Origin of the sequence: Paraburkholderia xenovorans LB400, assembly GCF_000013645.1 — a bacterium.
Lineage (GTDB): Bacteria > Pseudomonadota > Gammaproteobacteria > Burkholderiales > Burkholderiaceae > Paraburkholderia > Paraburkholderia xenovorans.
In genome coordinates this window covers 493,715-518,611 of sequence record NC_007953.1, presented here as the reverse complement: position 1 = coordinate 518,611, position 24,897 = coordinate 493,715, and the positions used below count along the sequence as shown (strand labels likewise).

23 protein-coding genes and 1 pseudogene are annotated in these 24,897 nt (G+C 59.7%); 11 read left to right on the top strand and 13 right to left on the bottom strand.

Going from position 1 to position 24,897, the window contains the following annotated elements; all coding sequences use genetic code 11:
• Positions 1-381: 381 nt before the first annotated feature.
• The 9 genes and pseudogenes from BXE_RS39040 to BXE_RS39005 all read right to left on the bottom strand — a co-directional run bounded on the left by BXE_RS39040 (position 382) and on the right by BXE_RS39005 (position 8,793).
• Positions 382-1,095, bottom strand: a complete 714-nt coding sequence (locus BXE_RS39040) for an ABC transporter ATP-binding protein (protein ID WP_011493659.1) — start codon at positions 1,093-1,095, stop codon at positions 382-384.
• A complete protein-coding gene (locus BXE_RS39035; protein ID WP_011493658.1) occupies positions 1,092-1,886 on the bottom strand; it encodes an ABC transporter ATP-binding protein in 795 nt (264 codons plus the stop codon). The genes BXE_RS39040 and BXE_RS39035 overlap by 4 nt, the downstream gene beginning before the upstream one ends.
• On the bottom strand, positions 1,883-2,827 hold the full coding sequence (locus BXE_RS39030) for a branched-chain amino acid ABC transporter permease (RefSeq protein ID WP_011493657.1): 945 nt from the start codon (positions 2,825-2,827) through the stop codon (positions 1,883-1,885). Before BXE_RS39030 ends, BXE_RS39035 begins: the two co-directional genes overlap by 4 nt.
• Positions 2,824-3,684 (bottom strand): branched-chain amino acid ABC transporter permease, encoded by an 861-nt coding sequence (locus BXE_RS39025; protein WP_011493656.1) that lies wholly within the window; start codon positions 3,682-3,684, stop codon positions 2,824-2,826. Before BXE_RS39025 ends, BXE_RS39030 begins: the two co-directional genes overlap by 4 nt.
• On the bottom strand, positions 3,681-4,931 hold the full coding sequence (locus BXE_RS39020; protein WP_011493655.1) for an ABC transporter substrate-binding protein: 1,251 nt from the start codon (positions 4,929-4,931) through the stop codon (positions 3,681-3,683). The genes BXE_RS39025 and BXE_RS39020 overlap by 4 nt, the downstream gene beginning before the upstream one ends.
• A gap of 61 nt (positions 4,932-4,992) precedes the next feature.
• A complete protein-coding gene (locus BXE_RS44985; RefSeq protein ID WP_167540903.1) occupies positions 4,993-6,189 on the bottom strand; it encodes a porin in 1,197 nt (398 codons plus the stop codon).
• A 914-nt stretch (positions 6,190-7,103) separates the two neighbouring features.
• Positions 7,104-8,006: pseudogene (gene eno / locus BXE_RS39015) on the bottom strand (phosphopyruvate hydratase); the annotation flags it as partial.
• Positions 8,007-8,055: 49 nt separating this feature from the next.
• Positions 8,056-8,268: a DAK2 domain-containing protein gene (locus BXE_RS45330; RefSeq protein WP_041744351.1), complete on the bottom strand. Its 213-nt coding sequence runs from the start codon at positions 8,266-8,268 to the stop codon at positions 8,056-8,058.
• A gap of 162 nt (positions 8,269-8,430) precedes the next feature.
• Positions 8,431-8,793, bottom strand: a complete 363-nt coding sequence (locus BXE_RS39005; RefSeq protein ID WP_040123539.1) for a hypothetical protein — start codon at positions 8,791-8,793, stop codon at positions 8,431-8,433.
• Positions 8,794-8,837: 44 nt separating this feature from the next.
• Here BXE_RS39005 and BXE_RS46800 point away from each other — a divergent pair, with 44 nt between their 5' ends.
• The 3 genes from BXE_RS46800 (at position 8,838) to BXE_RS38995 (ending at position 12,312) form a co-directional block, all read left to right on the top strand.
• Positions 8,838-9,320 (top strand): hypothetical protein, encoded by a 483-nt coding sequence (locus BXE_RS46800; protein WP_148311802.1) that lies wholly within the window; start codon positions 8,838-8,840, stop codon positions 9,318-9,320.
• A gap of 571 nt (positions 9,321-9,891) precedes the next feature.
• The gene (locus BXE_RS39000) at positions 9,892-11,043 is read left to right on the top strand and encodes an IS110 family transposase (protein ID WP_011493650.1); all 1,152 of its coding nucleotides are present in this window, start codon (positions 9,892-9,894) and stop codon (positions 11,041-11,043) included.
• A 462-nt stretch (positions 11,044-11,505) separates the two neighbouring features.
• A complete protein-coding gene (locus BXE_RS38995; protein WP_011493649.1) occupies positions 11,506-12,312 on the top strand; it encodes an IS5 family transposase in 807 nt (268 codons plus the stop codon).
• A 335-nt stretch (positions 12,313-12,647) separates the two neighbouring features.
• Here BXE_RS38995 and BXE_RS38990 read toward each other — a convergent pair whose 3' ends face one another.
• On the bottom strand, positions 12,648-13,673 hold the full coding sequence (locus BXE_RS38990) for an IS110-like element ISBfun1 family transposase (protein WP_011493648.1): 1,026 nt from the start codon (positions 13,671-13,673) through the stop codon (positions 12,648-12,650).
• Positions 13,674-13,729: 56 nt separating this feature from the next.
• Between BXE_RS38990 and BXE_RS46180 the strand changes: the two genes are divergently transcribed.
• Positions 13,730-13,975 (top strand): hypothetical protein, encoded by a 246-nt coding sequence (locus tag BXE_RS46180; RefSeq protein WP_148223099.1) that lies wholly within the window; start codon positions 13,730-13,732, stop codon positions 13,973-13,975.
• Positions 13,976-14,308: 333 nt separating this feature from the next.
• Positions 14,309-14,836 (top strand): hypothetical protein, encoded by a 528-nt coding sequence (locus BXE_RS44980; protein WP_148223098.1) that lies wholly within the window; start codon positions 14,309-14,311, stop codon positions 14,834-14,836.
• Positions 14,837-14,913: 77 nt separating this feature from the next.
• Here BXE_RS44980 and BXE_RS38985 read toward each other — a convergent pair whose 3' ends face one another.
• From BXE_RS38985 to BXE_RS38975, 3 genes are all read right to left on the bottom strand, one after another.
• Positions 14,914-15,912, bottom strand: a complete 999-nt coding sequence (locus BXE_RS38985; RefSeq protein WP_011493645.1) for an IS110-like element ISBfun2 family transposase — start codon at positions 15,910-15,912, stop codon at positions 14,914-14,916.
• A gap of 195 nt (positions 15,913-16,107) precedes the next feature.
• Positions 16,108-16,668 (bottom strand): LysR family transcriptional regulator, encoded by a 561-nt coding sequence (locus tag BXE_RS38980; RefSeq protein WP_011493644.1) that lies wholly within the window; start codon positions 16,666-16,668, stop codon positions 16,108-16,110.
• A 137-nt stretch (positions 16,669-16,805) separates the two neighbouring features.
• Positions 16,806-18,266: an SLC13 family permease gene (locus BXE_RS38975; RefSeq protein ID WP_011493643.1), complete on the bottom strand. Its 1,461-nt coding sequence runs from the start codon at positions 18,264-18,266 to the stop codon at positions 16,806-16,808.
• A 174-nt stretch (positions 18,267-18,440) separates the two neighbouring features.
• Between BXE_RS38975 and BXE_RS38970 the strand changes: the two genes are divergently transcribed.
• From BXE_RS38970 to BXE_RS38940, 6 genes are all read left to right on the top strand, one after another.
• The gene (locus BXE_RS38970; protein WP_233518917.1) at positions 18,441-19,172 is read left to right on the top strand and encodes an AraC family transcriptional regulator; all 732 of its coding nucleotides are present in this window, start codon (positions 18,441-18,443) and stop codon (positions 19,170-19,172) included.
• Positions 19,173-19,278: 106 nt separating this feature from the next.
• On the top strand, positions 19,279-19,590 hold the full coding sequence (locus tag BXE_RS38965) for a cupin (protein ID WP_040123541.1): 312 nt from the start codon (positions 19,279-19,281) through the stop codon (positions 19,588-19,590).
• A 1,248-nt stretch (positions 19,591-20,838) separates the two neighbouring features.
• Positions 20,839-21,672, top strand: a complete 834-nt coding sequence (locus BXE_RS38955; RefSeq protein ID WP_011493638.1) for a DUF932 domain-containing protein — start codon at positions 20,839-20,841, stop codon at positions 21,670-21,672.
• 123 nt (positions 21,673-21,795) lie between these two features.
• Positions 21,796-24,060 carry a ParB/RepB/Spo0J family partition protein gene (locus BXE_RS38950; RefSeq protein WP_011493637.1) on the top strand — a complete coding sequence of 755 codons (2,265 nt, stop codon included), beginning with the start codon at positions 21,796-21,798 and terminating at the stop codon, positions 24,058-24,060.
• Between the two features lie 126 nt (positions 24,061-24,186).
• A complete protein-coding gene (locus BXE_RS38945; protein ID WP_011493636.1) occupies positions 24,187-24,432 on the top strand; it encodes a hypothetical protein in 246 nt (81 codons plus the stop codon).
• 195 nt (positions 24,433-24,627) lie between these two features.
• Positions 24,628-24,834 carry a DUF6900 domain-containing protein gene (locus BXE_RS38940; protein ID WP_049782505.1) on the top strand — a complete coding sequence of 69 codons (207 nt, stop codon included), beginning with the start codon at positions 24,628-24,630 and terminating at the stop codon, positions 24,832-24,834.
• Positions 24,835-24,897 lie beyond the last annotated feature (63 nt).

Here is a 24,897-nt window from a genome sequence, read left to right as displayed (position 1 = left end):
AGCCGGCGCGTGACCCGACGGAGCAACCACCCCACGGTGATGATCCTGCTCGCGCAGTGCCCGGACTAACCTATACCCGCAGAGGCTGCTTCATGGCAAGCGCTGATCTCCGATGGTGCGCCGAGCTTCGAAGGCGCTTCGATTAGCGAAATGACGCTATAGCGGGTCGTGCCGACGAACAGAGGGCGTCTCATGAATGCACCCTGGCGAATGCGATTGCAATCGAGTCCTTGTGCACGTCCAGTCTGATATAAAGATTGACCTTGTCCATGACTGTGTCCGCTGTTCAGTGAAACTCACCTCTGTCCGAATACTGCGACTGCTCGATTTCGTCAGTTGCCAGGCCGGTGTCCATTGTTGTGTTGCCCCAGGGAACCCCCGTCAGACACTCAATAAATTCTCGAGCTTCTCCCGCTGCGCCAAGAAGCTCACCCTGTCACCGCCCCACTTTACAACACCGTTATCCACGATCAGGAAACGGTTGGCAACATGCCCGGGGACAACGAAGTTTTGTTCAACCAGAATGGTAGCGACTCCACTGTCCGCAATCTTTTTCATTGCGGTCACCAACGATCCAACAACCAATGGTGCCAAGCCTTCAGTCGGCTCGTCTAAAAGGATCACTCTAGGATTACAAAGTAAGGCGCGTCCGAGCGCAAGCATTTGCTGCTCGCCACCCGAAAGAGTTTGACCTCGTGCCGAGCGCCGCTCGAATAAACGGGGAAAAAGCTCCCAGATTTCATCCAGCCTCCATTGAGGTGCGTCACATCGGCGCCGCACGAAACTGGCAATCCGAAGATTTTCCTCAACTGTGAGATTGGAGAACACCTGCCGATCTTCGGGAACGTATGCGACACCAAGTCGATTGACAGCTTCAGGACCGAGTAACGACCCGTCCATACCGTCGATCAAACGCCGTCCACGTCGACAGGGTAGCAAACCCATCAGTGCGCGAAGAGCGGTCGACTTACCGGCTCCATTACGCCCGACCAAGGCCACAGTTTCGCCCGGCCGCACAGCAATAGATACTCCATAGAGAGCCTGCGTGCTGCCATAAAAAACGTCAGCACCGTCCAGGGCTATGACAGGGTTCATGATTCTTCTCCCGAACCTAGGTAAGACTCGCGTACTTTCGGGTTCGCACGAATTTCGGCTGGTGATCCTTTCGTTAGAACTTGCCCGCCGACAAGCACCACGACCTCGTCAGCCAGTCCCATTACAGCATCCATGTTGTGCTCGACAAGAAGTACCGTTCGGTTTGAACAGACTTTACGAAGGAGGGTTAGAAAGAAATCGAGGTCATCGTGTCCCACGCCCGCCAATGGTTCATCGAGCAGAAGGATCTTGGGATCACCAATCAACGTCATCCCAAGATCCAGAGCGCGCTGCTGACCATGTGACAGCTCTGCAGCAAGTCGATTACGATGAGTCGTCAAATGCGACCGCTCTAATGCCAGATCAGTCGCTTCGTTCAAACGGCGATATCCGGCCACGGGTTTCCAGAAAGGTGCGATATCGAAAAGCTGACGCTGCACCGCGAGTCGAAGGTTCTCGTACACGGTCATGCTCGCAAATAAGCTGATATTCTGAAAACTTCGTGCGACGCCCAGTCGAGCCAGCTTGCTTGGAGAACTCGATGTAACATCGCGGTCGTGCAACCGGATACTCCCGGCCGTCGGACTCAAAAGCCCAGACATCACGTTCATCAACGTAGATTTTCCCGCGCCATTAGGGCCAATGAGCGCTATTGTCTGCCCGCTGCGAACGGATACGGTCACTTCCCTCAGCGCTTGAAATCCTGCGAAGTCGACACTGATATTCTCGCAGAGCAACACCGGCGAGGGTTCGATCGAACCTGCGATATGACTGACTGGTGAAGCGTTCATGTAGCGCCTTTTCCACGAAAATTTCTCCAGAGCCCGATGACGCCGACGGGCATATATAGCGTACAGAGAACGAAAACGACGCCCAGGATGCCTGCCCAATGCTCGGTGTATGAACCAACCACCTCACGGAGCAGAATCGTCAAAACTACACCTACTACCGGACCCAGGAGTGAATCGCGGCCTCCCAAAAGGGTCATTATGATGAGGTCACCCGAGTTGCTCCACTGCATGAGTTGAGGTCCGGCAAATTGCGTCAGACCGGCGATCAGTCCCCCTGCTATCCCCGTATAAGCGCCAGACACGGCAAAGATCGCCAATCTGTATCGCCGAACATTCCACCCGAGTTGTTCCGCTCTCACCTCGTTCTGACTTGCCGCTCGCAAAACCTGTCCAAACGGGGATAGCCGTAACAAGGCAGATAAAGCCAATGCACCAAGAAAAATGCACCCAACGTACACGACATAATTGAGATCGTCCGTCAGGAATTGCAGGTATTTAATCGGCCTGCTCACGCCGGAAATTCCATCGTCACCTCCCGTCAATCCCTGAAGCCGCACGGTGAGAAGAATATTTGTGAGCTGCGCCAACGCAAGCGTGAGCAACCCGCAATAAATTCCGCTAGCCCGCAACGCCGCAGCACCAAAGACGAGCGCAAGCAAGGCTCCCAGGACTGCGGAAATAAAAAGGGCAACCGGGAAAGGCAGCATCCATTGGGTAGTCAGAATCGCGACTGCATAGGCACCAGAGCCAAGGAATGCAGCATGTCCGAACGACAGCAAACCGCTCAGGCCAAACACCAGGTCATAACCCAGTGCCGCAATCGCCCAGACCAACATTAATCCCACCAGGAATGCCGCACCACCGTCACCTCTCAGATACTGAAAGCCAATGGCGATCAGCCCGACGGCGACAACAATTAAGCCCGTGTAACGGATCTTCATCCCTTCCTCCCCGGCCCACGACTAAACAGACCTTGCGGCGACAGCATGAGTACGCCGACAAGTATCGCGTAAGTAAGGATATCTACCCAATCCGGCAGCCACCTTTGACCCAGGGCCCTTCCCATGCCAATAGCAAGCGCACTGAAGATGGCTCCACGTATATTACCCAGGCCTCCGATCAGAACCACGAGGAAGCTATCGATGATGATGGTGAAGCCGGCTCCGGGCTGAACAGGAAGTAAAGGCGACGCAATGGCCCCCCCCAACGCGGCGAGACCCGATCCTACGGCAAAGACTGCAGTTCGGACCCAATCGACCTTGATACCCATACATCGAACCATGGGAGCATGTGTCTCAGCAGCGCGCAAAATCATTCCCGCACGGCTGTGATCTATCACGGCAAACAACGCAAAGGAGATGACACTCCCAAATGCGATGACGAACAGGCGATATATTGCGACTTCAGTACCTGCCACGCTCCATGTTCCCGCCAGTATGCCCGGAGTCGATACATTCTTGTAATCGAGGCCCCAAATGACCTTTGCCACCTCTTCTAAAATAAGAACGAGTCCGAATGTCACAAGTAATTGCAGAACATGATCGCGAGAATAAGTTTTTCTCAGACACAGAATTTCGAACACAAACCCGACTGCGGCCATAACAAGCGGTGCAAATGCAAGGCCGAGCCAGAAGCTGTTTGTCCATGAGATCGCTTGCCACGTCAGGTATGCACCAAACGAATACATCGCGCCATGAGCGAAATTCACTACACCCAATGTTCCGAAAATGACTGTCAACCCGGAAGCAAGCAAAAATAGGAGCATTCCGATGCTCAGACCGATAACGATCGTGCTCATGGCCGCCCTTGCCCGACCGGGCAGGGTTTTTGACCCAGTTCACCGTCCGTCCATGCACCGATAATCTTTAGCTCGGGTTGAGCTCCCGATCCCTTCACGCCTTCAACCATATAGCTCACCCTGTCTGCCTGATGGTCGCACCATCTCATGCGTTTAGCGCCTTCGATACTGTTTGGGTCAGCTGATTTTTCCATAGCCGAGATCCAGACTGCCGGATCGCTCGAGTGTGTCCTTTCGATAACGTCAAGCATCCAATTAATACCTTCGTAGGCCTCCCCGGCACCAAACGAGGGCGCAATTCCGGAATAGGATTTTCGATATTCGCTGACAAACTTTCTATTTGCATCATTGTCTATGCTGTGGTGATAGCCCACTGCTGAAACCACTCCAAGCGCTGCATCGCCAGCCGCTTTTGCCATGCTGTCGTCCATAATGGTCGGCCCGACAACGCGCATGTGGTCCATCAGTCGCACGGCGGCGGCCTGCTTGATAAACGTGACGGCATCACTCCCTGCAAGGAATAGCACAAGGGTATTTGCGCCAGAGGCGGCCGCTTTACCGACTACAACCGAATAATCGGTTGCTCCAAACGGCACGACGTCGTCACCTTTCAATGCCACACCATCTGCGACCAAGCCGTGTTGAATCTCCGTCCAACCGTCGCGGAAAACTGATGCGTCAGCTACGACTGCGTAAACCGAGGCAGACTTGTTTTTTTCTATATAGTGCTGCACCATCAAAACCTCGTTGCTAAACTTTTCCCTCGTGCGAAAGACATAGCGATGTGGTTTAGCGGTGATTGCATCTGCTGATGATTGTGTGATCAGTAGTGGAATTTTTCGCGATTCACTGATCTGTTCGAGCGCGAGCGTTTCAGATGAAGCGACGGAGCCAAAGATAAGATCAGCGCCTGAAGATGCGGCTTTGATAGCCTTCTGCGACGCAACGTCAGCCTTGCTTTGGGTGTCTTCCCAGACGACTTGTATTGGTCTTCCTAAAACGGTTTTACGCTGTGCGACAGCCAGATCCAGACCTTTCCGCATGTCGTCGCCATAAATCCCATAAGTGCCGCTCAAAGCAACTATTCCCACAATTTTGAAAGGCTCAACCGCCATTACCGGCAGGGCAAGCAAGGTGCCGATCCCTAAAATCAGCACGCCGAGCGAAAGGACGTGTCGTGAGATACGGCAGTCAAATAATCTTCTCAGGAAGGCCATTTTCGTCACCAAAATGAGTTCAGCCAGCATTTAATAAATGTGGTTAAATACCAGCAATAGTCGGAATCAGAACAATTGCGACTATGCCGAATCAGAATTTCGTTCGAATCCCGACTGTCGCAACCAGTTGCGTATTGCTTGCGGATGGGGTGGCGGTGTAAATTGATGCAACAGCGGGCTTCAGCGTGGAGTCATAGCCGCTCGCTCGCTGATAGCTGCACATAGCAAAGAGGTCGGTTCGCTTGGAAAGGATGTAATCCGTGCCGATGTTGATTTGTTTATATTTTGCGGCAGGCAAGCTATCGAAAGATGTTCCCTGAGTATAGGTATAGCCGAGTCCGACCATCCACGAAGACGTTATTCTATAACCTACATTCAGTTCGCCCGTATTGAACACCGCCGTACCAGACAAATTGTTGGGGTTCAGAACGCCCCCTCCGACAGATCCAAGATCACTGAAGCGGACGTTCGAATAAATCGCTGCAATTGAAAACGCACCAACAGCATAAGAGGCTCCGGCAGTTGCAATTTGCTGGCTTTTTGCGGATGCGTAACCGCTATAAACCGGCGTCGCAGCCATATTGTTACCAGTTGCACTCGAACTGGGATTGTTTCCAAATAGCGAGAAATTAGGTTCGTTTATTTTTTCGAAAGCAGCACCCGCACTGAAAGATCCCGAATTATAGGATGCACTTAGTGCCCATATCTGATTCCTCGAGTAATCTCCAGCCACACCGCCAACGCTGTATAAGGCAACGCTCTGGAAGCCATCGAATACAGGGCTATAGTATTTGATTGAGTTATTGACACGATAACTGTTGTCCAGATTATCCATGTCCCCTGGGTGGGAGGAAAACACTCCGCCAACTTGCCCGGCACCACCCTGATGCGTACTACCCGCTAATATATATCCTGATACCGAGTCGACAATCGGATCGTAATGGCGGCCAAACGTGACCTGGCCAAATTTTCCCGCGAAACCCACGTACGCCTGGCGACCGAATTCAGCTCCGCCTTGCTCCAGGGCGCCGGTCTCTATGTTAAAGCCATTTTCCAGACGAAATATAGCCTGTAGACCTCCACCTAAATCTTCTCTTCCAATCAGACCCCATCGATCTCCCTGTGCGGTGCTATTGGTTATAGCATATTGATGCCCTCCCTTGGCATTTGTGTTATAGAGCACGCCTTCATCTATCAAACCATATAAAGTTACGCTAGATTGCGCATGTGCGGTTCCAGTGATAGCAGTCAATACCGCCGCCACTAAAGGCATCAGTTTCGTTTTCAAAATAAGTCTCCATATATTTTAATAATCTTATCTTTGTCACAACCTTGAATAAAACCTTGCCACAACGGCTTTTTTCATACTTTTCCAGGCAATGGTAGTGACACCTGGAACACTGACTTTTCAATCTTGATACTTTTACGCTAGCGTGCGATCTTGCCGCGTTATTTCAGTATGGAAATTTCCGTTTATCTTTCGCGGAAATCTACTTTTTTATTTTTGAAAAATCACTCTTTTTCAGCGAAGAATTATAAAAATCAGGCGATTTGTGAGATGCAGGCTGGTTCCAAAATAATCTCCCTATGCGTTCTAATGGCGCTGCAACGTGTGCGGTAGTCGGGCCGACATCGGTTGCGGAGGATCTTTTGAGTCTCTCGCCGCACCTGCGTTGCGTCATGATTCGCCGCCATTTCGAACTGTGCTTCTTTACTGGTGGTATTTCGTGCTCTGCGGCTGATATGACAGCCATGCACAGATGGCAGCACGGTCGTGACGATTGCTAATTCGACGTAGCTACCCCGCCGTCGGCCTACCAGTGAATTTAGGCGGCCCCCCCTTAATTTGCCAATACCAAATCTTCCTTGACGTTATAACAAAAGCTGATGGGAAATCCTGCAGCAAGAGGTGACTCGGGATAACCATAATGCCGTGAGGAAGCATGCTCCAATCACTTTCCTTCGTAGCGACGCATATCGCTCGCGTTTCGGGCACCTGAAGAAAGGAAACGCATACCGCTACGGGTCGTCCTTGATATCTGCGCCAGGCGGCTATTGGTTGAAGCTGTCCATTCATCTTCCAGTTGCCCATCACCACTTTTTGCGCATTTCGATCTCCATGTTGATCTACGCGCTTGCGCGCCGGGGAGTTGCTGCACACTTCGCTTTGCGGCAGGCTTGACGCCCTCGGGACTTCGCGCCCTGGATGGTGTAGAACGCCGATCTGTCCGGGTAGCCGGCGATATCGCCCCAAGGTCTTCTTCAATGCGCAGCAACTGGTTGTACTTCGAAATGCGGTCCGAACGCGACAGCGAACCCGTCTTGATCTGCCCGGCGTTCAGACCGACGGCGATATCCGCAATCGTCGAATCTTCGGTTTCGCCCGAACGATGCGAGATCACAGCCGTGTAGCCGGCGCGCTTGGCCATTTCGATCGCCGCGAAAGTTTCCCGTCAGCGTGCCGATCTGGTTGATCATGATCAGGATCGAGTTCGCGATGCCCTTCTCGATGCCTTCCTTCAGAATGCGCGTGTTGGTGACGAACAGATCGTCGCCCACCAGCTGGATTTTCTTGCCGAGCTTGTCGGTCAGCGTCTTCCAGCCCGCCCAGTCGCTTTCGTGCATGCCGTCCTCGATCGACACGATCGGGAACTTGTCGGCGAGATTCGCCAGGTAGTCCGCGAATTCCGTCGACGACAGTTGCAGGCCTTCGCCGGCCAACTGGTACTTGCCGTCGTGGTAGAACTCGCTGGCTGCGCAGTCGAGCGCGAGCAGCACGTCTTCGCCGGCACGGTAGCCTGCTTTTTCGATTGCTTGCAGGATGGTCGACAGGCATTCGTCGTTGCTGCCGAAGTTCGGCGCGAAGCCGCCTTCATCGCCCACCGCCGTGCTCATGCCGCGATCCGACAGGATCTTCTTCAATGCGTGAAACACTTCGGCGCCGCAGCGCAGTGCTTCGCGGAAGCTCGGCTGGCTGACCGGCACGATCATGAATTCCTGGATATCCAGGCTGTTGTTCGCGTGCGCGCCGCCGTTGACGATGTTCATCATCGGCACCGGCAGTTGCATCGCGCCCGAGCCGCCGAAGTAGCGATACAGCGGCAGCCTTCGCGACGGCCACCACTCCCCAGGCGCCAGATGCGTCCAGACCGGATTAGAGGCCACTGTCGAACGCCTCGATTGCGGGGACGAGGGCGTCGAGCATGGTGCGGTCGGCCGGCTTAGCCCCGCGTAGCTCACTGATGGCATCAGCGGCGCTCCTGAAGGCGGCGACCCATTGCTGCGCGGTTGGAGCAGAGGAGTCGGAGAAACTACGCGAGGCACGAACCAGCGCGGTGGCATAGACCGGCCCGGAACTGCCCCGCAATCGCCCCGCGCAAAGCAGTCCCCAGCGCTGCAAGCGCGGTGCTCGGTGTCGTCAGAGCATCGGCGGGTACCGTCCCGGCAATACCGCGGCGCTGATTTGACAACATTCGATGGATCATTGAAAATTTTTTTCATGGCTGGCTGCTATGACTTTTTCAGTTCGTTAGGAGTACGGTTCGAAGCGTTCGCTCATGCACTGCCAAACTCCGCAGGGGACTCTGAGGGGAGCAGCAAGTACGGAGCGCTCTGTGCCGACGTCAAATGCGTGCGGCGCGTAGATCTTGTGCTGCAAGATGATCGCCCTGCCTACATCGAAGCCGGGCGGACGCTCGAACTGCGCAACGATCACCGAGTAGCCCACCATGACCTGAACCATCACCAGCGAACCGGGTGGTTCGACCAGTTCGATACGCCCTTGCACCCAGCCGCCGGCAGAGTCTCTGGCCGTGTCACCGTCCGTGACCGGAAAAAGATGCTCGGAACGAATGTCGGCGACGACCTTCGTTTCCGACGATTCCTTGAGCATGCGGCGATATGGTCCGACACGGCTAACTGGAAACCTGGCCTCGCGTGAGCTGGCCGTCACCCTCCACCGTTGCTTGCAGAAAATTCATCGACGAACTGCCGATAAGACTGGCAACGAAACGGTTATCAGGAGCGGCGAGCGGGATCATCATCCTCTGTTCATCCTCTTTTTATCCCCACCGATGTGAAAAAATCATCGTTGATTGCCAGTATTTGCCCGTGGCTGATCACTCCGCGATAGTTGCATTCGAAACACTGAAGGGCCGCTATCAAAAGGCCGGAAGGCATTTGCGATTTGCGAACATCGACACGCAATCAACATGTTCTCAAACGCGTGGGTGTTTCCGTTATCAACGTCCGACACCGGTTGAATCGCAAAACCTGTGTGGCCGTTGTGCTTCGAAAGCGACCCTTTCGAAGGAGGCATGTCAAACAACCGAGTTGGGTCGACAAAACGCGGTCGTGAAGGCGGAAGCAGCCCCCGGCGATGTGCTCATAGGCGGTGAGGCTGCGGTTGCAGTTTGCTGACCGATCTATGAAGATAAGTTTTCTTATCTCAACGCACACGTTGATGGACTAAGCTCGAGGTCATGAAAATCCGCCTCGCCTCCTCCCCGCTTCCGCGCCGACAACGGACGGCTTTCCCGATGCCGACTCGCTGGCTACGCTGCGCGGCTGGTATGCAGGCCTGGCGGCGCGGGAAGCGGTCCGGCGTTACCTGTCCTGTCGCGTAAGCGAGGGACAGTCCGCGCGGCGCATCCGTCGCCAGCCGGTTGCTGTGGCCCGTAGTCTTCACCGCGACGATCTCGCCATGCTGTTCGGCCGTTCAGCCTCCGAACGTATCAAGCGTGCCACGGCGGTGACGCACGCGATCGGGATGCTCCGGTCATTGTCAGCGCCGGAGCCGCAGATCAGCAGCGATATCGAATGATAGTTCTCCGCGAGAACTGCGAAGGCGCTGCGCGCGCCCGGCATTGGCACGTTGGCCGACCTGACCGTGCGCATTCCCCGCTAGATGCTATGTGGGAGGGCAGCGACAGAAAGCCCGACTGGAGTAAAACGGGACTTGCACACTCGTTTTCTCCGAAGGAGCACGCAAATGGATACGCCTGACACAGCCCTCCGTGGGCAGAATACGACGGCAGGTGGCCGCCTGTACATGGCTTTTGAACTGGGCGAGAGGAACTGGAAGCTCTCACTGGGTGATGGCCAGCGCGCGCCCAGCCGCTGTACGGTCGCCGCCGGCGATACCGCGGCGGTTCTCACCGCCATCGCCAACGCCAGGGCGCGTTGCCATCTCGGCGCCGACGCACCCGTCTACAGCTGTTATGAAGCAGGCCGCGACGGTTTCTGGCTGCACCGCTGGCTGGCTGAACAGGGCATCGTCAATCTCGTGGTGGATTCGGCCAGCATCGAGGTGAACCGCCGTGCGCGTCGCGCCAAGACAGACCGGCTTGACAGCGACAAGCTGCTGTCGATGCTCATGCGCTATTACGCGGGCGAGCGGCGCGTGTGGGCGGTGGCACGCATTCCCACGCCCGAGCAGGAGGACGACCGGCGCCTGCACCGTGAGCTCGAACGCCTGCGCAAAGAGCAGACCGCGCACACCAACCGGATCCGCTCCCTGCTGGTACTGCACAACCTTCGGATCCGGTCTGTCGGCGGTCGCATCTGGACGCACTGGTGGACCAGTCAGCGCGAGCTGCTGGCGCCCGGGCTGCGCGCCGAGATTGACCGCGAATGTGAGCGGCTCGTGCTGGTGCACCAGCAGATCCGCCTGCTCGAAGTGCAGCAGGAGCGGCAGGTGCGCAGCGGCGCACATCCCGGCATGGCGCTGCTCGCCCAGCTTGCCGGCATCGGTGCAGGCAGCGCGTGGACGCTTGTCAGGGAACTGTTCGGCTGGCGGCAGTTTCGCAACCGCCGCGAAGTGGCCGGCTGTCTGGGCCTGACGCCCACGCCGTACGCCAGCGGCACCAGCGAGGTTGAACTCGGTATCAGCAAGGCGGGCAACCGGCGATGTCGCTGGCTGATGGTCGAGCTCGCCTGGAGCTGGCTGCGCCTGCAGCCCGGCAGCCAGCTCAGCCACTGGTTCAACGAGCGCTTTGCCGGTACCGGCAAGCGGATGCGGCGCATCGGTATCGTCGCGCTCGCACGCCGTCTGGCGATCGCCCTGTGGCGTTATCTCGAGCACGGCGAGATCCCCGTCGGCGCGATATTCAAGCCGCGCGACGTCAACACCGTGAGGGCCTGAATGACTGAATGACATCGGATGCAGCAACAGCATGTAAAGGTCAACGCGCCCGGAACACGCTCGGGCTACCCACTGCGGGTGGCCGTTTCCCTAGATGGGGCGCGTCGGTAACAGGGTGGCGCCAGCGCTTCGCGCATGCGGCATGAGGTGACCGGCCTGTCAGGCCGGCACGGATAGAAGGTCGACCCGGCACTGACCGGTCAACAGACACCCTGACCTGAATGACATTGACATGCCCGGCTGCAACAAGGTTTACGCGATGAGCGTCGGTACCGTTCTTTACGCAACGGCCTCTACGGCCAGCCTGCGCCTGGTCATGGTAGGTGACCGCGCAGGCTGGCCGTAGAGGCCGGACAAGGAGATTTACTTCGTATAACAGAATGTTTATAACCGGGCTTGACTTTTAGTTCCCCATAGAAGAGCGTGTTAGGCACTTTGTGTCAAACCTGGTAACCTGGCGCAATGCCAGAACGCAAGCCATACCCCACGGACGTTTCGGACGAGGAATGGAGCTTCGCCGCTCCCTACCTGGTCTTGATGAACGAAGGCGCGCCGCAGCGCCGATACGAACTGCGTGAAATGTTCAACGCGCTGCGCTGGATGGCGCGCGCCGGAGCATCGTGGCGCATGCTGCCGACCAACTTCCCGCCGTGGGAGTTGGTTTATCAACAAACGCAGCGCTGGCTCAATGCGGGTTGCTTCAAGGCGATGGTCAACGATTTGCGCTCGGTGCTGCGTGTGGCACAGGAGCGCCAGGGCCAGCCCAGTGCGGTGATTCTCGATGGGCGCACGTTGCAGTCCACGTGCGAAAGCGGACCACGCGCAGGCTATGACGGTCACAAACGCAAACGAGGCAGCAAAGTCCATATGGCCGTTGACACGCTGGGCCTGCTGCTCGCGGTACACATCACGCCCGCCAACGAACAGGAGCGCGCGCAGGTGGGCGAGCTGGCGCGTCAGGTTCAGCACGTCACGGGTCAGACGGTGAAACTCGCCTTTGCCGACCAGGGCTATACGGGTGATACCGCTGCACAGGCTGCGCGCGACGAAGGCATGGAATTGCAGGTCATCAAACTGCCCGAGGCGAAGAAAGGTTTCGTGCTGTTGCCGCGTCGCTGGGTGGTTGAACGCAGCTTCGGCTGGCTTAACCGCTTCCGGCGGCTGGCACGCGACTACGAGCGCCTGCCCGAAACCCTGGCAGGCCTGCACTTCGTCGTATTCGCCATGCTCATGCTCGTCCATGCTGTGCCCATTATCCAAAGTACCTAACACGCTACAAGGGCTTCCCCGTTGAGCACAAGCTCAATCGAGGTTTGCATGTCGATACATGCTGCAATGCCGCGCTGGTGTATGTGAGAAGGTGAAGGACTGCGGTTCTACAACCGGTCATGTTGGACCAATGGCCCGGACCCTGATGAAAGACGCGCGCAGGGGTCTCATTCTCTAGCCGGGAATGGATATCCCCGCCGTGTTAGCCAGGTACGCCCCGCGCGGGTCCAACCCGCTTCACATCACCGCTGGCAGTGCAAAGTGATCGCTTCTATGTGCTCATGATGTCCGTGCTCGCGTCCAGGCATTGGTAGATCGACAGGCTCGAATCGAACTCAGTCTGCCGCAGGTTCGAGCTTGAAGTCCTCGCCATATTTCAACGAGGCCCAAGCCAATCTCGCGTTCTTTGCGGCAATCGCGACAGCAGCTCGCCAGTAGCCACGGCGCTCGATCAGGGTTCGGACCCAACGGCTGAAACGATCCTGTTTCTCGCCGAGATTGGCAATGACGGCGCGGGCACCGTTGACCAGCAACCCGCGCAGATAGGCGTCGCCTGCCTTCGTGATGCTGCCCAGCCGCGCCTTGCCGCCACTGCTGTATTGACCGGGCGTGAGTCCGATCCAGGCTGCTACCTGTCGGCCGTTTCTGAAGTCGCGCCCGGCACCGATACTGGCGAGCAACGCGCTGGCCGTGGTTGGGCCGACGCCGCGCAACTGCATCAGTCTCTTGCTGCGCGCATCCTCACGCGCGATCTCAGCGATCGCACGGTCGTATTCGAGCAGGCGATCCTCGATATGGCCGGCATGCTCAAGCAGATCGCCGATGCTACGCTTCGCCCAGCCTGGCAATGCGTCCAGGTGTTCCGTGACGTACCTACGCAACTTCTCCGGGCTCTGGGGTAGCACTACACCGAATTCCGGGAGCAGGCCTCGCAACCGGTTGTAGGTCGCGGTTCGCTCTTCAACGAAACCTTGTCGTGTCCGGTGCAGGCAAAGCGTTGCCTGCTGATGTTCGTCCTTCAGCGGCACGAAACGCATGCTTGGGCGCGCCACGGCTTCGCAGATCGCAGCAGCATCCGCCGCGTCGTTCTTGCCTCGCTTGCCCGACATGCGATAAGGCGCCACAAGGTTGGGCGCCATGAGCTTGACGGTATGGCCATGCTGCTGGAAGAGGCGGGCCCAGTGATGCGCACCGGAGCAGGCCTCCATGCCGATGAGGCACGCTGGCAACTGCGCAATCAACGTCGCCAGCTGATCACGCGGCACACGTGGCTTGATCAGCATCGCTTTACCGGCTTCGTCCACACCGTGAACCGCGAATATATTCTTGGCAAGATCGATTCCGATAGTGACAATAGGCATGGACTTCCCCTCTCGCTGGTGTCGATGAACGTTCGCAACTTCATCTTGGCACATTGATGCCGACTCGCGGCTTCCGCCGCAGCCTCGGGACGGGGAAGTCCCTTTCATTCTCTAATTCGAAATCTAATTTCAATCAGGTCGCTGTGGTAACAGATTATTTTTTCTCAAAAACCACCCATCTGTTCTTCATGGCGGGTTGGCAACGCGCTGGTGGCGCGACGCATCAAGCTCAGTTGAGTGGCACAGCGTCGTCCAATAATCACCAGATCCTACTGACCGCAGGAATCGGCAAGAAGTTTTGACGGGTTGCAACAGCCGATTATAGTTTCCTGCTTTTGCTGCTGGACCCGACACAAGCGCCAAGCGATGAGAGAAATGCTTTCCTCTCGCATTGGCAGCGATGCTGGTGCTAAACCTGTAGCTCTGGCAGGAGCTAGAAACGTTTTCTCGAACCATAAGGCACAACAATGCGAACAACCATAATCTATGCGGCGTTAGTGGTCGTCCTCTCGCTATTGATGGCGACGGGATGCACGTCGGGGGATTCTGGGTCTCGATTGCAAGGCGTCAGCACGACAACCATCGCGGAGCCATGCTGCGGGCCTATTTCGCCCGCTGCACAAACGATTCTCGGGATGCTCGACAACTCGAACGTCGAACACCTCTGGCCTAACCACCGGCACATTAATTGGGAAACGGGCGAGCCTGACGAGCCCGAGGGATATGCCGGGCCAGGCAAACACACGCATTGCAGTGCATTCGCGGCAGCCATCGGCGAACGGTTGAACGTATACATGTTAAGGCCGCCGGAGCACAGTCAAATCCTTCTCGCGAGTGCACAGACGCACTGGTTTAACAGTCCGGAAGGACGGGGCGCAGGATGGTTCGCGATTGCAGATTTGCGTCAAGCCCAGTCACTCGCGAATCAGGGAAAACTCGTTGTGGTGGCCTACGAAAGTCCGAACCTGAAGACGCCCGGACACATCGCGATCGTTCGACCTTCCGCCATTTCCTCCGACGCGTTGCGGGACCGAGGGCCAGAGGTGACGCAGGCAGGTGCGGAGAACTATTTGCGAATCGATGCGCGGACGGCCTTTGCATATCATCCAGGTGCATGGCCGGAGGGCGTGCGCTATTTCGGACATGATGTCCCTCGACGATGATTGTCGGTGAGTGGTTTTCTACGGGAGGGTGTATGTGAGGTCGGGCGCGACGCGTGCCAGATCCAGCCTGCCATAAATCAAGGGAAATTATATGAGTACCGCAGAAATGTCCCTGCCCAGATTGTGCGCGCGATCTTGTTTGCCAAGGCAACTACGACCACGTTTAGCGGGCGCCGTTTCTTCATCTGCTCAACCCACGGCCCTGGATCCTTCGCGTGCGTCAGCACGCTTCTCGCCCCGTGAATCAGTAGCGTGCGCAGGTACGTGTCCCCGCGCCTCGATATACCGTGCAGGTTCACTTTGCCACCTGAACCGGTTTGCTTCGGCACAAGACCGGCCCATGCGGCAAATTCCCGCCCCGAACTGAATGCCTTCGCATCGCCCATCATCGCAACTGCCGCCGTGGCTGTCAGCAGTCCGACACCGGGAATCTCACTGATCGCTTGCACGGCCTTATCCTGCTTTTTCCACTCGCGCATCCGGCGCTCGATGCAGGCGACCTGCTCATCGAGTTTCGTTAGTCCATTCCATTGCTCGCGCAGCGTGTCAATTACCACTGCGGGCAAACGTTCTGCGACGCGCCTGAGTACTTCCGGTATTGCCTTGTCCAAGGCTGCACGGCCTCGTCCCATGACTTCACCGTATTCCGTCGGCAAGCCTCGAAGACCGTTGATCTGCATCGTACGAAATGTCACGAGCTGTCGGCGCATGCGGTGCAGTGCCAGCATTGCCTGTTGCATCTCTGTCTTGACAGCGACCGGCTTGCCGGGCTGCTGCACAGCAAGCCAGATTGCCCGCGCGTCCGCCGCGTCGTTCTTGTTCCTGATGTTGAAGGCCTTGACGAATTCCGCCGGCATCAGCCTGATCTCGTGTCCCATTTTCATCAGTTGTCGGGCCCAGTGTTGGGCGCCGCCGCACGCTTCCATACCAATGAGGCAACGTGCCCGGTTCGCAAAGAACTCCAAGAACTTCGCGCGCTTGATCGGCTTGTTCACGATCTCCCCGGTTTCCGGATCAACGTAATGCACTTGAAACACCGACTTCGCGATATCCACACCCACCGCCGTACGATTCATCTGGATCCTCCGGTTGCCAGGGAAAGTTCCATATTTTTCCACATGGGCTCATCGATGCCGTTGGCCCGAGAGGATCCGCCTTCCCTTTATTCTTACGTTCACGGGAGGGACGCGTTCATTTCAATTCGTCCGCAATGTTGAGGTTGCGGACGCAGCTTGATCTTCTTGACCCGGCCGCGCTAGGCGCGGCAGAAACTACCGCTTACCTTCATGCGTCGATAACGGATCATCCAGTGCGAGCGCGGCGACGACGTGCTCCGTCAGGTGCCGCTCGATGCGAACATCAGCCCGCTCGGTGCCCGGCGCAAGACGCGATATGCCGATGTCGACCTGCCCGCCCCGAACACTTTCGTTCAGGATGCCTGACGGCATCTCCACCAGTGACCATCCGATATCGGGGAACTGTAACGCTGCCGATCTGAGTGCGGCACCGAATCCGGCGTCCAGCGAGACGGAAGCGGAATATCCAATCGTCACCGATCCGGCAGTGCCCTGCGCGAGCTTCCTCGCGTAATCCTCGGCCCGTACGCAGTCGTCCACGATGGCACGCGCGAACGGCAGAAATCTCGCACCCGCCGTCGTCAGTTGAACGGTCCTGCTCGTCCGCTGGAACAGCGGAAATTCCAGTTCGGCCTCCAGCAGCCCGATCTGACGTGTCAAAGGCGGCTGCGCGACATGCAGCCTCTGCGCGGCACGCCCGAAATGCAACTCGTCGGCCAGGGCCACAAAATAGCGCAATCGTCTCAGGTCCAGCATATCGTTCTGCCCACACGATCGTCACCTGCCTATCCGGTATGCTGCTGCGTGCTTGACCGGCCACGCTCGTCCCTCGCCGCTCCAGGCACATCCTGGCCCGGACATGACGCAACAGACGCGTTCACCGCGGGAATACCTCACACCATGCCCAGCAGCCTCCACCACATCCAGTCCAGGGGCAGGAGGGCAATCACCGTGATCGCCGCAAGCGGGATGCACAGCTTCGTCCCGTCCCGCAGGGAAACGCCGCCCATATGCATCGCGATCATCATGGGTGGAGACTGGTACGGCAGGAAAACCGTTGAGAACACCGGCACCTGAAGCATCAGCACGGTGTACAGCGGTAATCCACTCGCATGCGCGAACTGCCCCGCCACCGGTGTCAGAACCGCGGGCAGTCCCGGCAATGTCGTCAGCAGTCCGATGCATGCGCCAGTCAGCTCAAGCCAGATTACGTTCGCGAGCGTGTGGCCCGGCATCATATGCACCCAGTGCAGTATCAGACCGGCCGCCCAGCCCCCGAGCCCGGATTCCGAAATCAGCGCTCCGAGCCCCAGAAATCCGGCGACGTACACGAGTGGCGTAACGTGGACCTGCTCGCTGAAGTCCTTCGCCGGCACGATTCCCGTCTGCGGAAGCAGGCACGCCACGCCAGCGGCGAGGCTCACCCACGCCGGAGAGATGCCATGCCAGAAGTCGGTCGCATAGCACAGCAGCGACAGTCCAAGGATGACTGTGAGCGTCCATTCCCGTCCCGACAGCCGCCCGTCAATCGCTTCAGGCCCGGAAACAGACTCGACGCGGTCCGGAAACAGGCGGCAGATAAGCCAGACAAGGACGACGGTCTTCAGCGCGCCGAGCACGGGAAAATGCAGGAGAAAGTACGGGCCGTAATGCAGGTGGACGCCATAGAGTGACTGCGCCGCGCCAAGCAGCACCGAGTTCGGGATGTTCGCAGGCAGGATCGTCGTCGGCGGCATGTAGCTTCCCGCAGCGACCGCCATCACCAGTCCCGTGCGTCCGCGACGTCCGGGCCCGAAACCCAGGCGGTCCGCCAGGGTCAGCGCGAGCGGCGTGAGCAGCAGGACCCGACCCGTCGTCGACGGCATCACGAACGCGAGGGCTACGGCACCGAGCGCGACCGCGGCAACATAGTGCCCGTATGTGTCGATCCTCGCGGCCAGCAGGACATGGCTGAAACGGCCCGCGAGCCCTGTCACGCGCACCGCCACGCCCGTTATCGCGCCGCCGAACACCAGCCACCAGGCGGGCGACGAAAAGCCCGCGAAGGCGGTCTGCGCCGGCGCGACACTGAACAGCATCGCGAAGAGGAAAAACAGCAGCGTCGTGACGGGCTCTTTCAGCAACCCGAGCGCCCATGAACAGACCGTGAAGAACACAAGGATCGCCGCCTGGGACATGGCCACCGGATAGCCGCGGATAAGCGGTACATACCGCGTCAGGATAAGCGCCGCCACCACCCACAGGATCAGCAGGCCCGTGCCGATCTGCTCCCCGTAACGCGCATGCACCGACCTGCGCCCGGGTTTGCGCGCAGGTCCCTCCACTTCGACCCTGGCTGCCTTCAGTTCGCCCACTGCCGCCTCCTCGTCACCGGCCTTCGTTTTCCGGCTGAACTGCTTTCACTTTCATCATAGGCAGTTGTACTATGGCGATGATTCGACTGACAGACATCTTCTTACGAAAACATGCCACGACGCGATGCCTGGGATCCGCAGCCCAAGAGAGTGCCCACCCGCAAGGAGCCGGTCATGGCGCATCTGCGCCTGCCGCCGCCGGACGGCATCATCGAATGGCACCGGCACACCTGGGGGCAGCTCGCCTGCCCGCGGGTCGGGAGCATCCGGGTCAGCGCGCCCGGGATGATGTGGATCGTGCCGCTCTGGCGTGCGGTGTGGATTCCGCCCGGCATCGACCACCAGGTGGTCATGCTCGGGCACGTCGAGTTTCACGCGCTCTATATCGAGCCGGGTGCATCGCCGCTGCCGCCCGATGCGTGTTCGGTCATCGAAGTCTCGGACCTGATGCGCGTGCTGACCGAATCGGTCGCCGGCAGCACGCCGGCTTCGCCCCGCCACCGGTCCCTCGCCATGCAGCTGCTGCTCGAGGAAATCCGTGAAGCACCCACGCTGCCGCTGGGCTTGCCGTTGCCTTCAGAAAGACGATTGCGCACGCTGTGCGCCGCGATGATGGAGGAGCCCGGCTCGGACCGCACGCTCCAGGAATGGGCCCGCGTTGTCGGCGCGAGCGACAGGACGCTGGCCCGGCTTTTCCAGAGCGAGCTGAATACGAGCTTTGCAATCTGGCGCCGGCAGCTCAGGCTCTCACGCGCCATCGACCTCATCGGCCGCGGCGTCCCTTTGCACGTGGTCGCAGCTGAACTCGGCTATGCGAATGCGCCGGCCTTCTCCACCATGTTCCGCCACGCACTCGGCTTCCCGCCTTCACAGCTCGCGGGCACGTCGGGCGCGCGGCGCCTGTAACCGATCATCGGGCCCCCTTCATGCGCGCCGCGTCGCGAAGCTCGCCGCCAGCACGGTTATGGGCACCCCAGGCTACGATGGATACGTCTTCGGTCAGGAGCAGGCCATGAAAGTCATCCGCAGCCGCGAGTTCACGCCAGACCGCGCATGGGGTGCGCTCGACATCGCAACGATGCAGGGCATCAGCGTACGTCTGCACTGGACGGACCAGCCGTACCGTTGGCACGTGAACGACGGCGAAGAGGTGTTCGCTGTGCTCGATGGAACGGTAGACATGCATTATCGTGAGGCGGGCGAAGAACAGGTCGCCACACTGGCCGCCGGAGATGTCTTTTACGCGGGAGTTGGCTGCGAACACGTCGCCCATCCGCGGGGCGAGGCGCGCATTCTCCTCGTTGAGAGCGTAGGCAGCGTCTGACTGACGGCGCTATAGGGGACCGTGGAGGAACCTGCATCTGCGTTTCTCCCCGGTCACTTCTTCATGCCCCTGGCTGACGACCGGTTGCGCGCGCACCGGCGTGCCGTCGACGCGCGGTGCGGGGGTCACTCCACAATCCTGCAGATACCCCAGGCGGTTCTGAGGATGTCACCGGTGCGCGGCACGGCATCCCCGACCGGGCGCGCAAGGAAAGTCACGACGTTTCCGTCTCGATCCGGGTATGGCCCGATGTCCACCACCTCAAGCTCGAACACGTCCGCATGGATGCGCGAGCCGATGAATGCGCTTGTTCGCTCCCGTTGCGCCAGCGCGCTGGCAAGCGTTAGCCGCCGGGGCCTGTCCGCTGCCCGGGGGAACGTCCGCGGCTTCACTCTCTGGCTGCACAGGCATCGCTATGTCACGCTGCTTTCGTTGCTTGAACGGGTTGCTATTGTAGCAAGCACGCGCCCTGCGACGAGCCCGCGGCGGTGCCGCCGGGGATTCTCTCATCAGCAGCAATGGCCATCGCGCGATCACCTGATTCATCCCATGCCGTCACACCGTTCGCACCCGTTACCGGCACCGCAACAGTAATACGCGGCACGGCAGTTTCCCCTGATGGACTGACCCGGGATGCAAACCGCGTGGAACGTCCACGGACGATGAGTCCTGCACCGGCTTCCGGTTGCGCATGGCAGGCCGTTTCGCCCACGATGACCCGACTGACGGGCGATTGTGTTGCATGTGACGGCCAGCCGGACGTCTCCCTCCACTCACGTTGCGGGCCGGGCTTTCGTGCCTGCGCACCGGGCCGCCCGCGGCGTCCCGGCCCTGCCGGGCATCAATCCCTGACGCACCCCCCTTTTAACCCCTGAAAGACCTGGTTAGGTGGAGGCCGCACAGGCGGCCCCCACGATCGCGCTCGCCGCGCGGCGGCTCATCCCGGTCAAACCCGGAGCTTCGCAGCCGCCTGCCCCCTGAGTTCCCGCCCGACACCCGCGACCGTAGCCGATGACCGCCCGGTGTCAAGGGGCGAGGGACCGTGTTGCCCGCACCCCTCCCTCGCCTTTTTCCTTGACACCGGGCGGCCATCGGCTCCTTCAGTCGCACGGGCGCGAACTCAGGGGACTGGCGGCAGCACTGCCAACCCCGGGTTCCACCGGGACGAGCCCAACCCCTACGAGGCGGGCGGAATCTTGGGGCCCGGTCAGCGCAACACCCCTCAACCTTTTTGCTGTGGAGAGTGTCATGCAACTCGCTTCCTCCTTCCGTTACGGTTCCCCGATGCTCCGTTCCGACTCGCCGCTGTCGGACGACCAGATCCGCCGTGTTGCTCCCTCGATTTTCGCGGACGGCAAGCACGAAAGCCGCTCCGACCGCTACACCTACATTCCCACCATCGACGTGCTGCGCGGTCTGCGCAACGAAGGCTTCCAGCCGTTCATGGTGTGCCAGACCCGCGTGCGCGCCCAGGACAAGCGCGAATTCACCAAGCATCTGATCCGCATGCGCCCCGCGAGCGAAATTACCGGCGAGGATGTCAACGAAGTCATCCTCCTCAATTCGCACGATGGGTCCAGCGGATTCCAGTTGCTCGGTGGCGTCTATCGCTTCGTCTGCCAGAACGGGATGGTTGCGGGCGAAACCATCGGCGAGGTCCGCGTCCCGCACAGGGGCAACATCGTGCAGAACGTCATCAACGGCGCGTTCGATGTGCTCGACGGCTTCGACCTGATCCGCGAACAGAAGGACGGCATGAAAGCCGTCACGCTCGATCGCGACGAACAGTACGCGTTCGCGCGCTCCGCCCTCGCGCTGCGCTACGACCCGTCCGACACCGAAGCACCCGCCCCCGTCACCGAAAGCCAGTTACTCGCCCCGCGTCGCTTCGAGGACCGCCGGGACGACCTGTGGACGGTATTTCAAAGAACGCAGGAAAACCTCACCAAGGGCGGACTGCATGGACGCTCGCGCAGCGGACGCTCCATGTCCACGCGTCCCATCACCGGCATCGACCAGAACGTGAAGCTCAACCGCGCGCTGTGGATGCTGGCTGACGCCATGCGGCAGATGAAATCGTAACGACTAGCGGGCGGCATATTGCGCCGCCTTTCCCTGATTGATAAGGACTCCTTTCCGGGTCAAGTCCTGACTCATCCCGCAGTGCCGACCCGGAATCTTCTTTCCAACTTTCTGGAGTCAGTCATGCAAGCCCAAGTCGAAACCCCTGTCGTTGACACCGCCGGATCAGCAACACCGCTTGAAACCAGTTTCGGCAACGAACAGCCCGTCGTCGCCGTGCCGTATTCGAGCCTGCACCCCTCACCGCTGAACGCCCGCACCCGACCGCTCTCGGGCATTGAGGGCCTCGCCGCGAACATCCACGCCAAGGGCCTGTTGCAAAATCTCGTCGTTCACGAAATGAAGGGCGGGCGCGGCAAGCAGCGAAAATACGGCGTCTGCGCGGGCCAGCGCCGCGAAGCCGCGCTCGACCTCCTGTATGCGCAGAAACACATCGCCGCCGACTACCCGGTGCCGGTGCGCATCGTCAGCGACGGCGAAGCCCTCGCCATTTCGCTGATCGAGAACAGCGAACGCGAAGGACTCGATCCGTTCGACGTGCTGCGCGCCTACCGGATGCTGGCCGAGGAAGGGCGCAGCGTCGATTACATCGCTGCGCTTTTCTCCGCGTCGCCGCTTACCGTGAAGCGCCGCATGAAGCTCGCCAACGTGTCACCAAAGCTGCTCGGCCTGCTGCGCGAGGACGCGATCACGCTCGACCAGCTTGCCGCCCTCGCCCTCGCGGATGACCATGAAACGCAGGAACACATCTGGTTCGATGCGAACGAATGGCAGCGCCAGCCGAACTATCTGCGTCAGGCGATCACGCGCGCCGAAATCGATGCGAGCCGCAGCCGCCTCGTGCGCTTCGTGGGCCTCGCCGCCTATGAAGCAGCGGGCGGGTACGTGAGGCGTGACCTCTTCAGCGATGATGAGAACGCCGGTTACATCGCAGACGCAGAACTGCTGCAGAAGCTCGTAGCGCAGAAGCTCGATGCCGCTGCAGAAGAAGTGCGCGCCGAAGGTTGGGGCTGGATCAAGACACGTGTCGAGCGCGACTTCCTCGAACTGAACCGCTACGGCAGGCTTCGCCCGGTCCAGCGCCCCTACACGGATGACGAGCAGAAGCAGATGGATGCCCTCACCGCACAGCAGGACGAACTGGCCGAAAAGCTCGAAGCCCTTTCGGAGGACGACGAGAGCGCCTACGAGGAAGCCGACCGCCTCAACGAGGAAATCGAGCGCGTCAATGCAGCGCTCATCGCCCTCGAAAGCGTCGCGCTGGTATGGGACGAAACGCAGATGGGCGGGGCGGGCGTATTCGTCGTCGTCGGACCACAGGGTGAGCTGGTCATCGAGCGCGGCCTCGTGCGTCGCGAGGACGCCAGCGTCCTCGAAGCGGCGGGCGCAGACGTGACCGGCACGCCCGAGGCACAGGCGCACGATCCGGCATCCGCACAGGCACCGAAGCTCCGGCCCATTCACAACGCGAAGCTCTGCCAGCGTCTCACCGCCCACCGTACCGCCGCCGTCCACGCAGAACTGCTCGCGCAGCCCGCCGTGGCGCTCGCTGCCCTGCTGCACTATCTGGTGCCCAAGGCGTTGCCCGAGCACTTCGGGCGTATGTCCGCGCCCGACTTCCTCGCGCTCACCGGCACCAATAATCAGGACAGCCTGTTGCGGGCCGCAGACGACCTGGGCACCAGCCCCGCGTGGAGCGCCGTCGAGGCGCAACGCGCGCGCTGGGTCGCAGAATTGCCCGCGAAGCGCGCCGATCTGCTGCCCTGGCTTGTCCAGCAGGACCCCGGCGCGACCCTGCTCGATCTGCTCGCCTTCTGCACCGGGACCCTGCTCGACGGGATCACGGGCGAAGAACGACCCCATGCGATCAACGCGCTCGCAGGCGCGCTGAACCTCGACATGACGCGGTACTGGACGCCGACCCGCGCCACGTATTTCGACCACGTCAGCAAGGCGCGCATCGCCGAAGTCGTCGCCACCGCCGTGTCACCGAAGGCCGCAACGGACCTCGAAAAGATGAAGAAGGCCGACGCTGCAGCCGCCGCCGAACTGCGACTCGCGAAAGTTGCCTGGGTGCCGGAAATCTTCACCGACCGGGAAATTCCCGCCGTCCCGTCCTGGGGTGGCCGGGATGGCGAGGAGGACGAGGAGGACAGGGACGAAGACAACGACAGCGGCACGGACGGCGATGGCGCAGATAGCGCAGACGGCACCGACGCACAGGACGGCGACGATGCCGATACGGAACCCGGTAGCGGAGCGGAGCACATCAACGACACGCCACCCGATACGGCAGCCGTGAACGCCCCAACCAGCCCGCACTCGACGTCGCCCTCCCCGACCACTGACGGCGTGAGCATCGGGCAGTCCGGCCCCCTCGCGGCCTGACGGCAATTCCCCGCGAGCCCTGCCCTGTTGCCCAGGCAATGGGGCAGGACAGGCGGCACGGGCCTGAGTCATATCACCGGGTCACGCCCTGCTGCCTGCGCACCTGACCTCAACAGGAGCAATATCATGTTCAACCGCATCCGCATGACCGTGGTCGCGATCAATGCTGAAGGCTCGCCCGACCTCTATCTGACCTTCGTTCACGCCACTGACCTGCAAAACGGACACGGTCTGCATTACGACATGGCAATCGCGCGCGCCGAGGACGAAGGCTATCGCGCGCCGATGATTGCGTTCGACCACAATGACGCGGCCGCTGGGGCGCTTCGGCATGCCCTCGCTTTCAAGCAGGGTGAAACCGACGAAGTCTGAGCCGCGCTGGCAGACGGCTCGCCGTCTGCGCTTCGCAGCCCGCCATGCGCCTGCCAGCCCCAGGGGCGGCCTTCGGCACCGCAACGGCCCGACGGCTCGCCGCACAGACAAAAACGCTTGATGTTCCCGCGCAACCGCGCGTGAATGACGTCGTCGCAACCGTCTTTCAAACGCAACCGGGAGATCATCGTGAACATGCCCGCCGTGCCCGCCGCCGCAAGAAAGCAGATCGCCGAAATCGCCAGGACCACGCTCGCCATCGAAACCCTCGAAACCCGCTACGCTGACCGGCTCGACTTCCATGACACCGCCGTCTGGTCCATCAGGGCCGCACTTGAAGCGGCTTACCTGGCCGGGGTCGCCGCCGCGAAAGAGACTGCTCGGCAAGACGGGACAGCATGAACACAACTGCAGCCACCGGGAACGGGCCGGGGGCATCTGCGGCGCGCCGGGTAAGCGACGGGA

Excerpts from the sequence above, each read along its gene's own strand:
- BXE_RS38995 (WP_011493649.1), top strand. The coding sequence starts at position 11,506 with ATGCCAGAACGCAAGCCATACCCCACGGACGTTTCGGACGAGGAATGG.
- BXE_RS39000 (WP_011493650.1), top strand. The coding sequence starts at position 9,892 with ATGGATACGCCTGACACAGCCCTCCGTGGGCAGAATACGACGGCAGGT.
- BXE_RS39025 (WP_011493656.1), bottom strand. The coding sequence starts at position 3,684 with ATGAGCACGATCGTTATCGGTCTGAGCATCGGAATGCTCCTATTTTTG.
- BXE_RS38970 (WP_233518917.1), top strand. The coding sequence starts at position 18,441 with ATGGCGCATCTGCGCCTGCCGCCGCCGGACGGCATCATCGAATGGCAC.
- BXE_RS39035 (WP_011493658.1), bottom strand. The coding sequence starts at position 1,886 with ATGAACGCTTCACCAGTCAGTCATATCGCAGGTTCGATCGAACCCTCG.
- BXE_RS38945 (WP_011493636.1), top strand. The coding sequence starts at position 24,187 with ATGTTCAACCGCATCCGCATGACCGTGGTCGCGATCAATGCTGAAGGC.
- BXE_RS38980 (WP_011493644.1), bottom strand. The coding sequence starts at position 16,668 with ATGCTGGACCTGAGACGATTGCGCTATTTTGTGGCCCTGGCCGACGAG.
- BXE_RS38950 (WP_011493637.1), top strand. The coding sequence starts at position 21,796 with ATGCAAGCCCAAGTCGAAACCCCTGTCGTTGACACCGCCGGATCAGCA.
- BXE_RS39005 (WP_040123539.1), bottom strand. The coding sequence starts at position 8,793 with ATGCTCAAGGAATCGTCGGAAACGAAGGTCGTCGCCGACATTCGTTCC.
- BXE_RS38985 (WP_011493645.1), bottom strand. The coding sequence starts at position 15,912 with ATGAATCGTACGGCGGTGGGTGTGGATATCGCGAAGTCGGTGTTTCAA.
- BXE_RS38940 (WP_049782505.1), top strand. The coding sequence starts at position 24,628 with ATGCCCGCCGTGCCCGCCGCCGCAAGAAAGCAGATCGCCGAAATCGCC.
- BXE_RS39030 (WP_011493657.1), bottom strand. The coding sequence starts at position 2,827 with ATGAAGATCCGTTACACGGGCTTAATTGTTGTCGCCGTCGGGCTGATC.
- BXE_RS38955 (WP_011493638.1), top strand. The coding sequence starts at position 20,839 with ATGCAACTCGCTTCCTCCTTCCGTTACGGTTCCCCGATGCTCCGTTCC.
- BXE_RS38965 (WP_040123541.1), top strand. The coding sequence starts at position 19,279 with ATGAAAGTCATCCGCAGCCGCGAGTTCACGCCAGACCGCGCATGGGGT.
- BXE_RS38990 (WP_011493648.1), bottom strand. The coding sequence starts at position 13,673 with ATGCCTATTGTCACTATCGGAATCGATCTTGCCAAGAATATATTCGCG.
- BXE_RS39020 (WP_011493655.1), bottom strand. The coding sequence starts at position 4,931 with ATGCTGGCTGAACTCATTTTGGTGACGAAAATGGCCTTCCTGAGAAGA.
- BXE_RS39040 (WP_011493659.1), bottom strand. The coding sequence starts at position 1,095 with ATGAACCCTGTCATAGCCCTGGACGGTGCTGACGTTTTTTATGGCAGC.
- BXE_RS44980 (WP_148223098.1), top strand. The coding sequence starts at position 14,309 with ATGCTCGACAACTCGAACGTCGAACACCTCTGGCCTAACCACCGGCAC.
- BXE_RS46180 (WP_148223099.1), top strand. The coding sequence starts at position 13,730 with ATGCCGACTCGCGGCTTCCGCCGCAGCCTCGGGACGGGGAAGTCCCTT.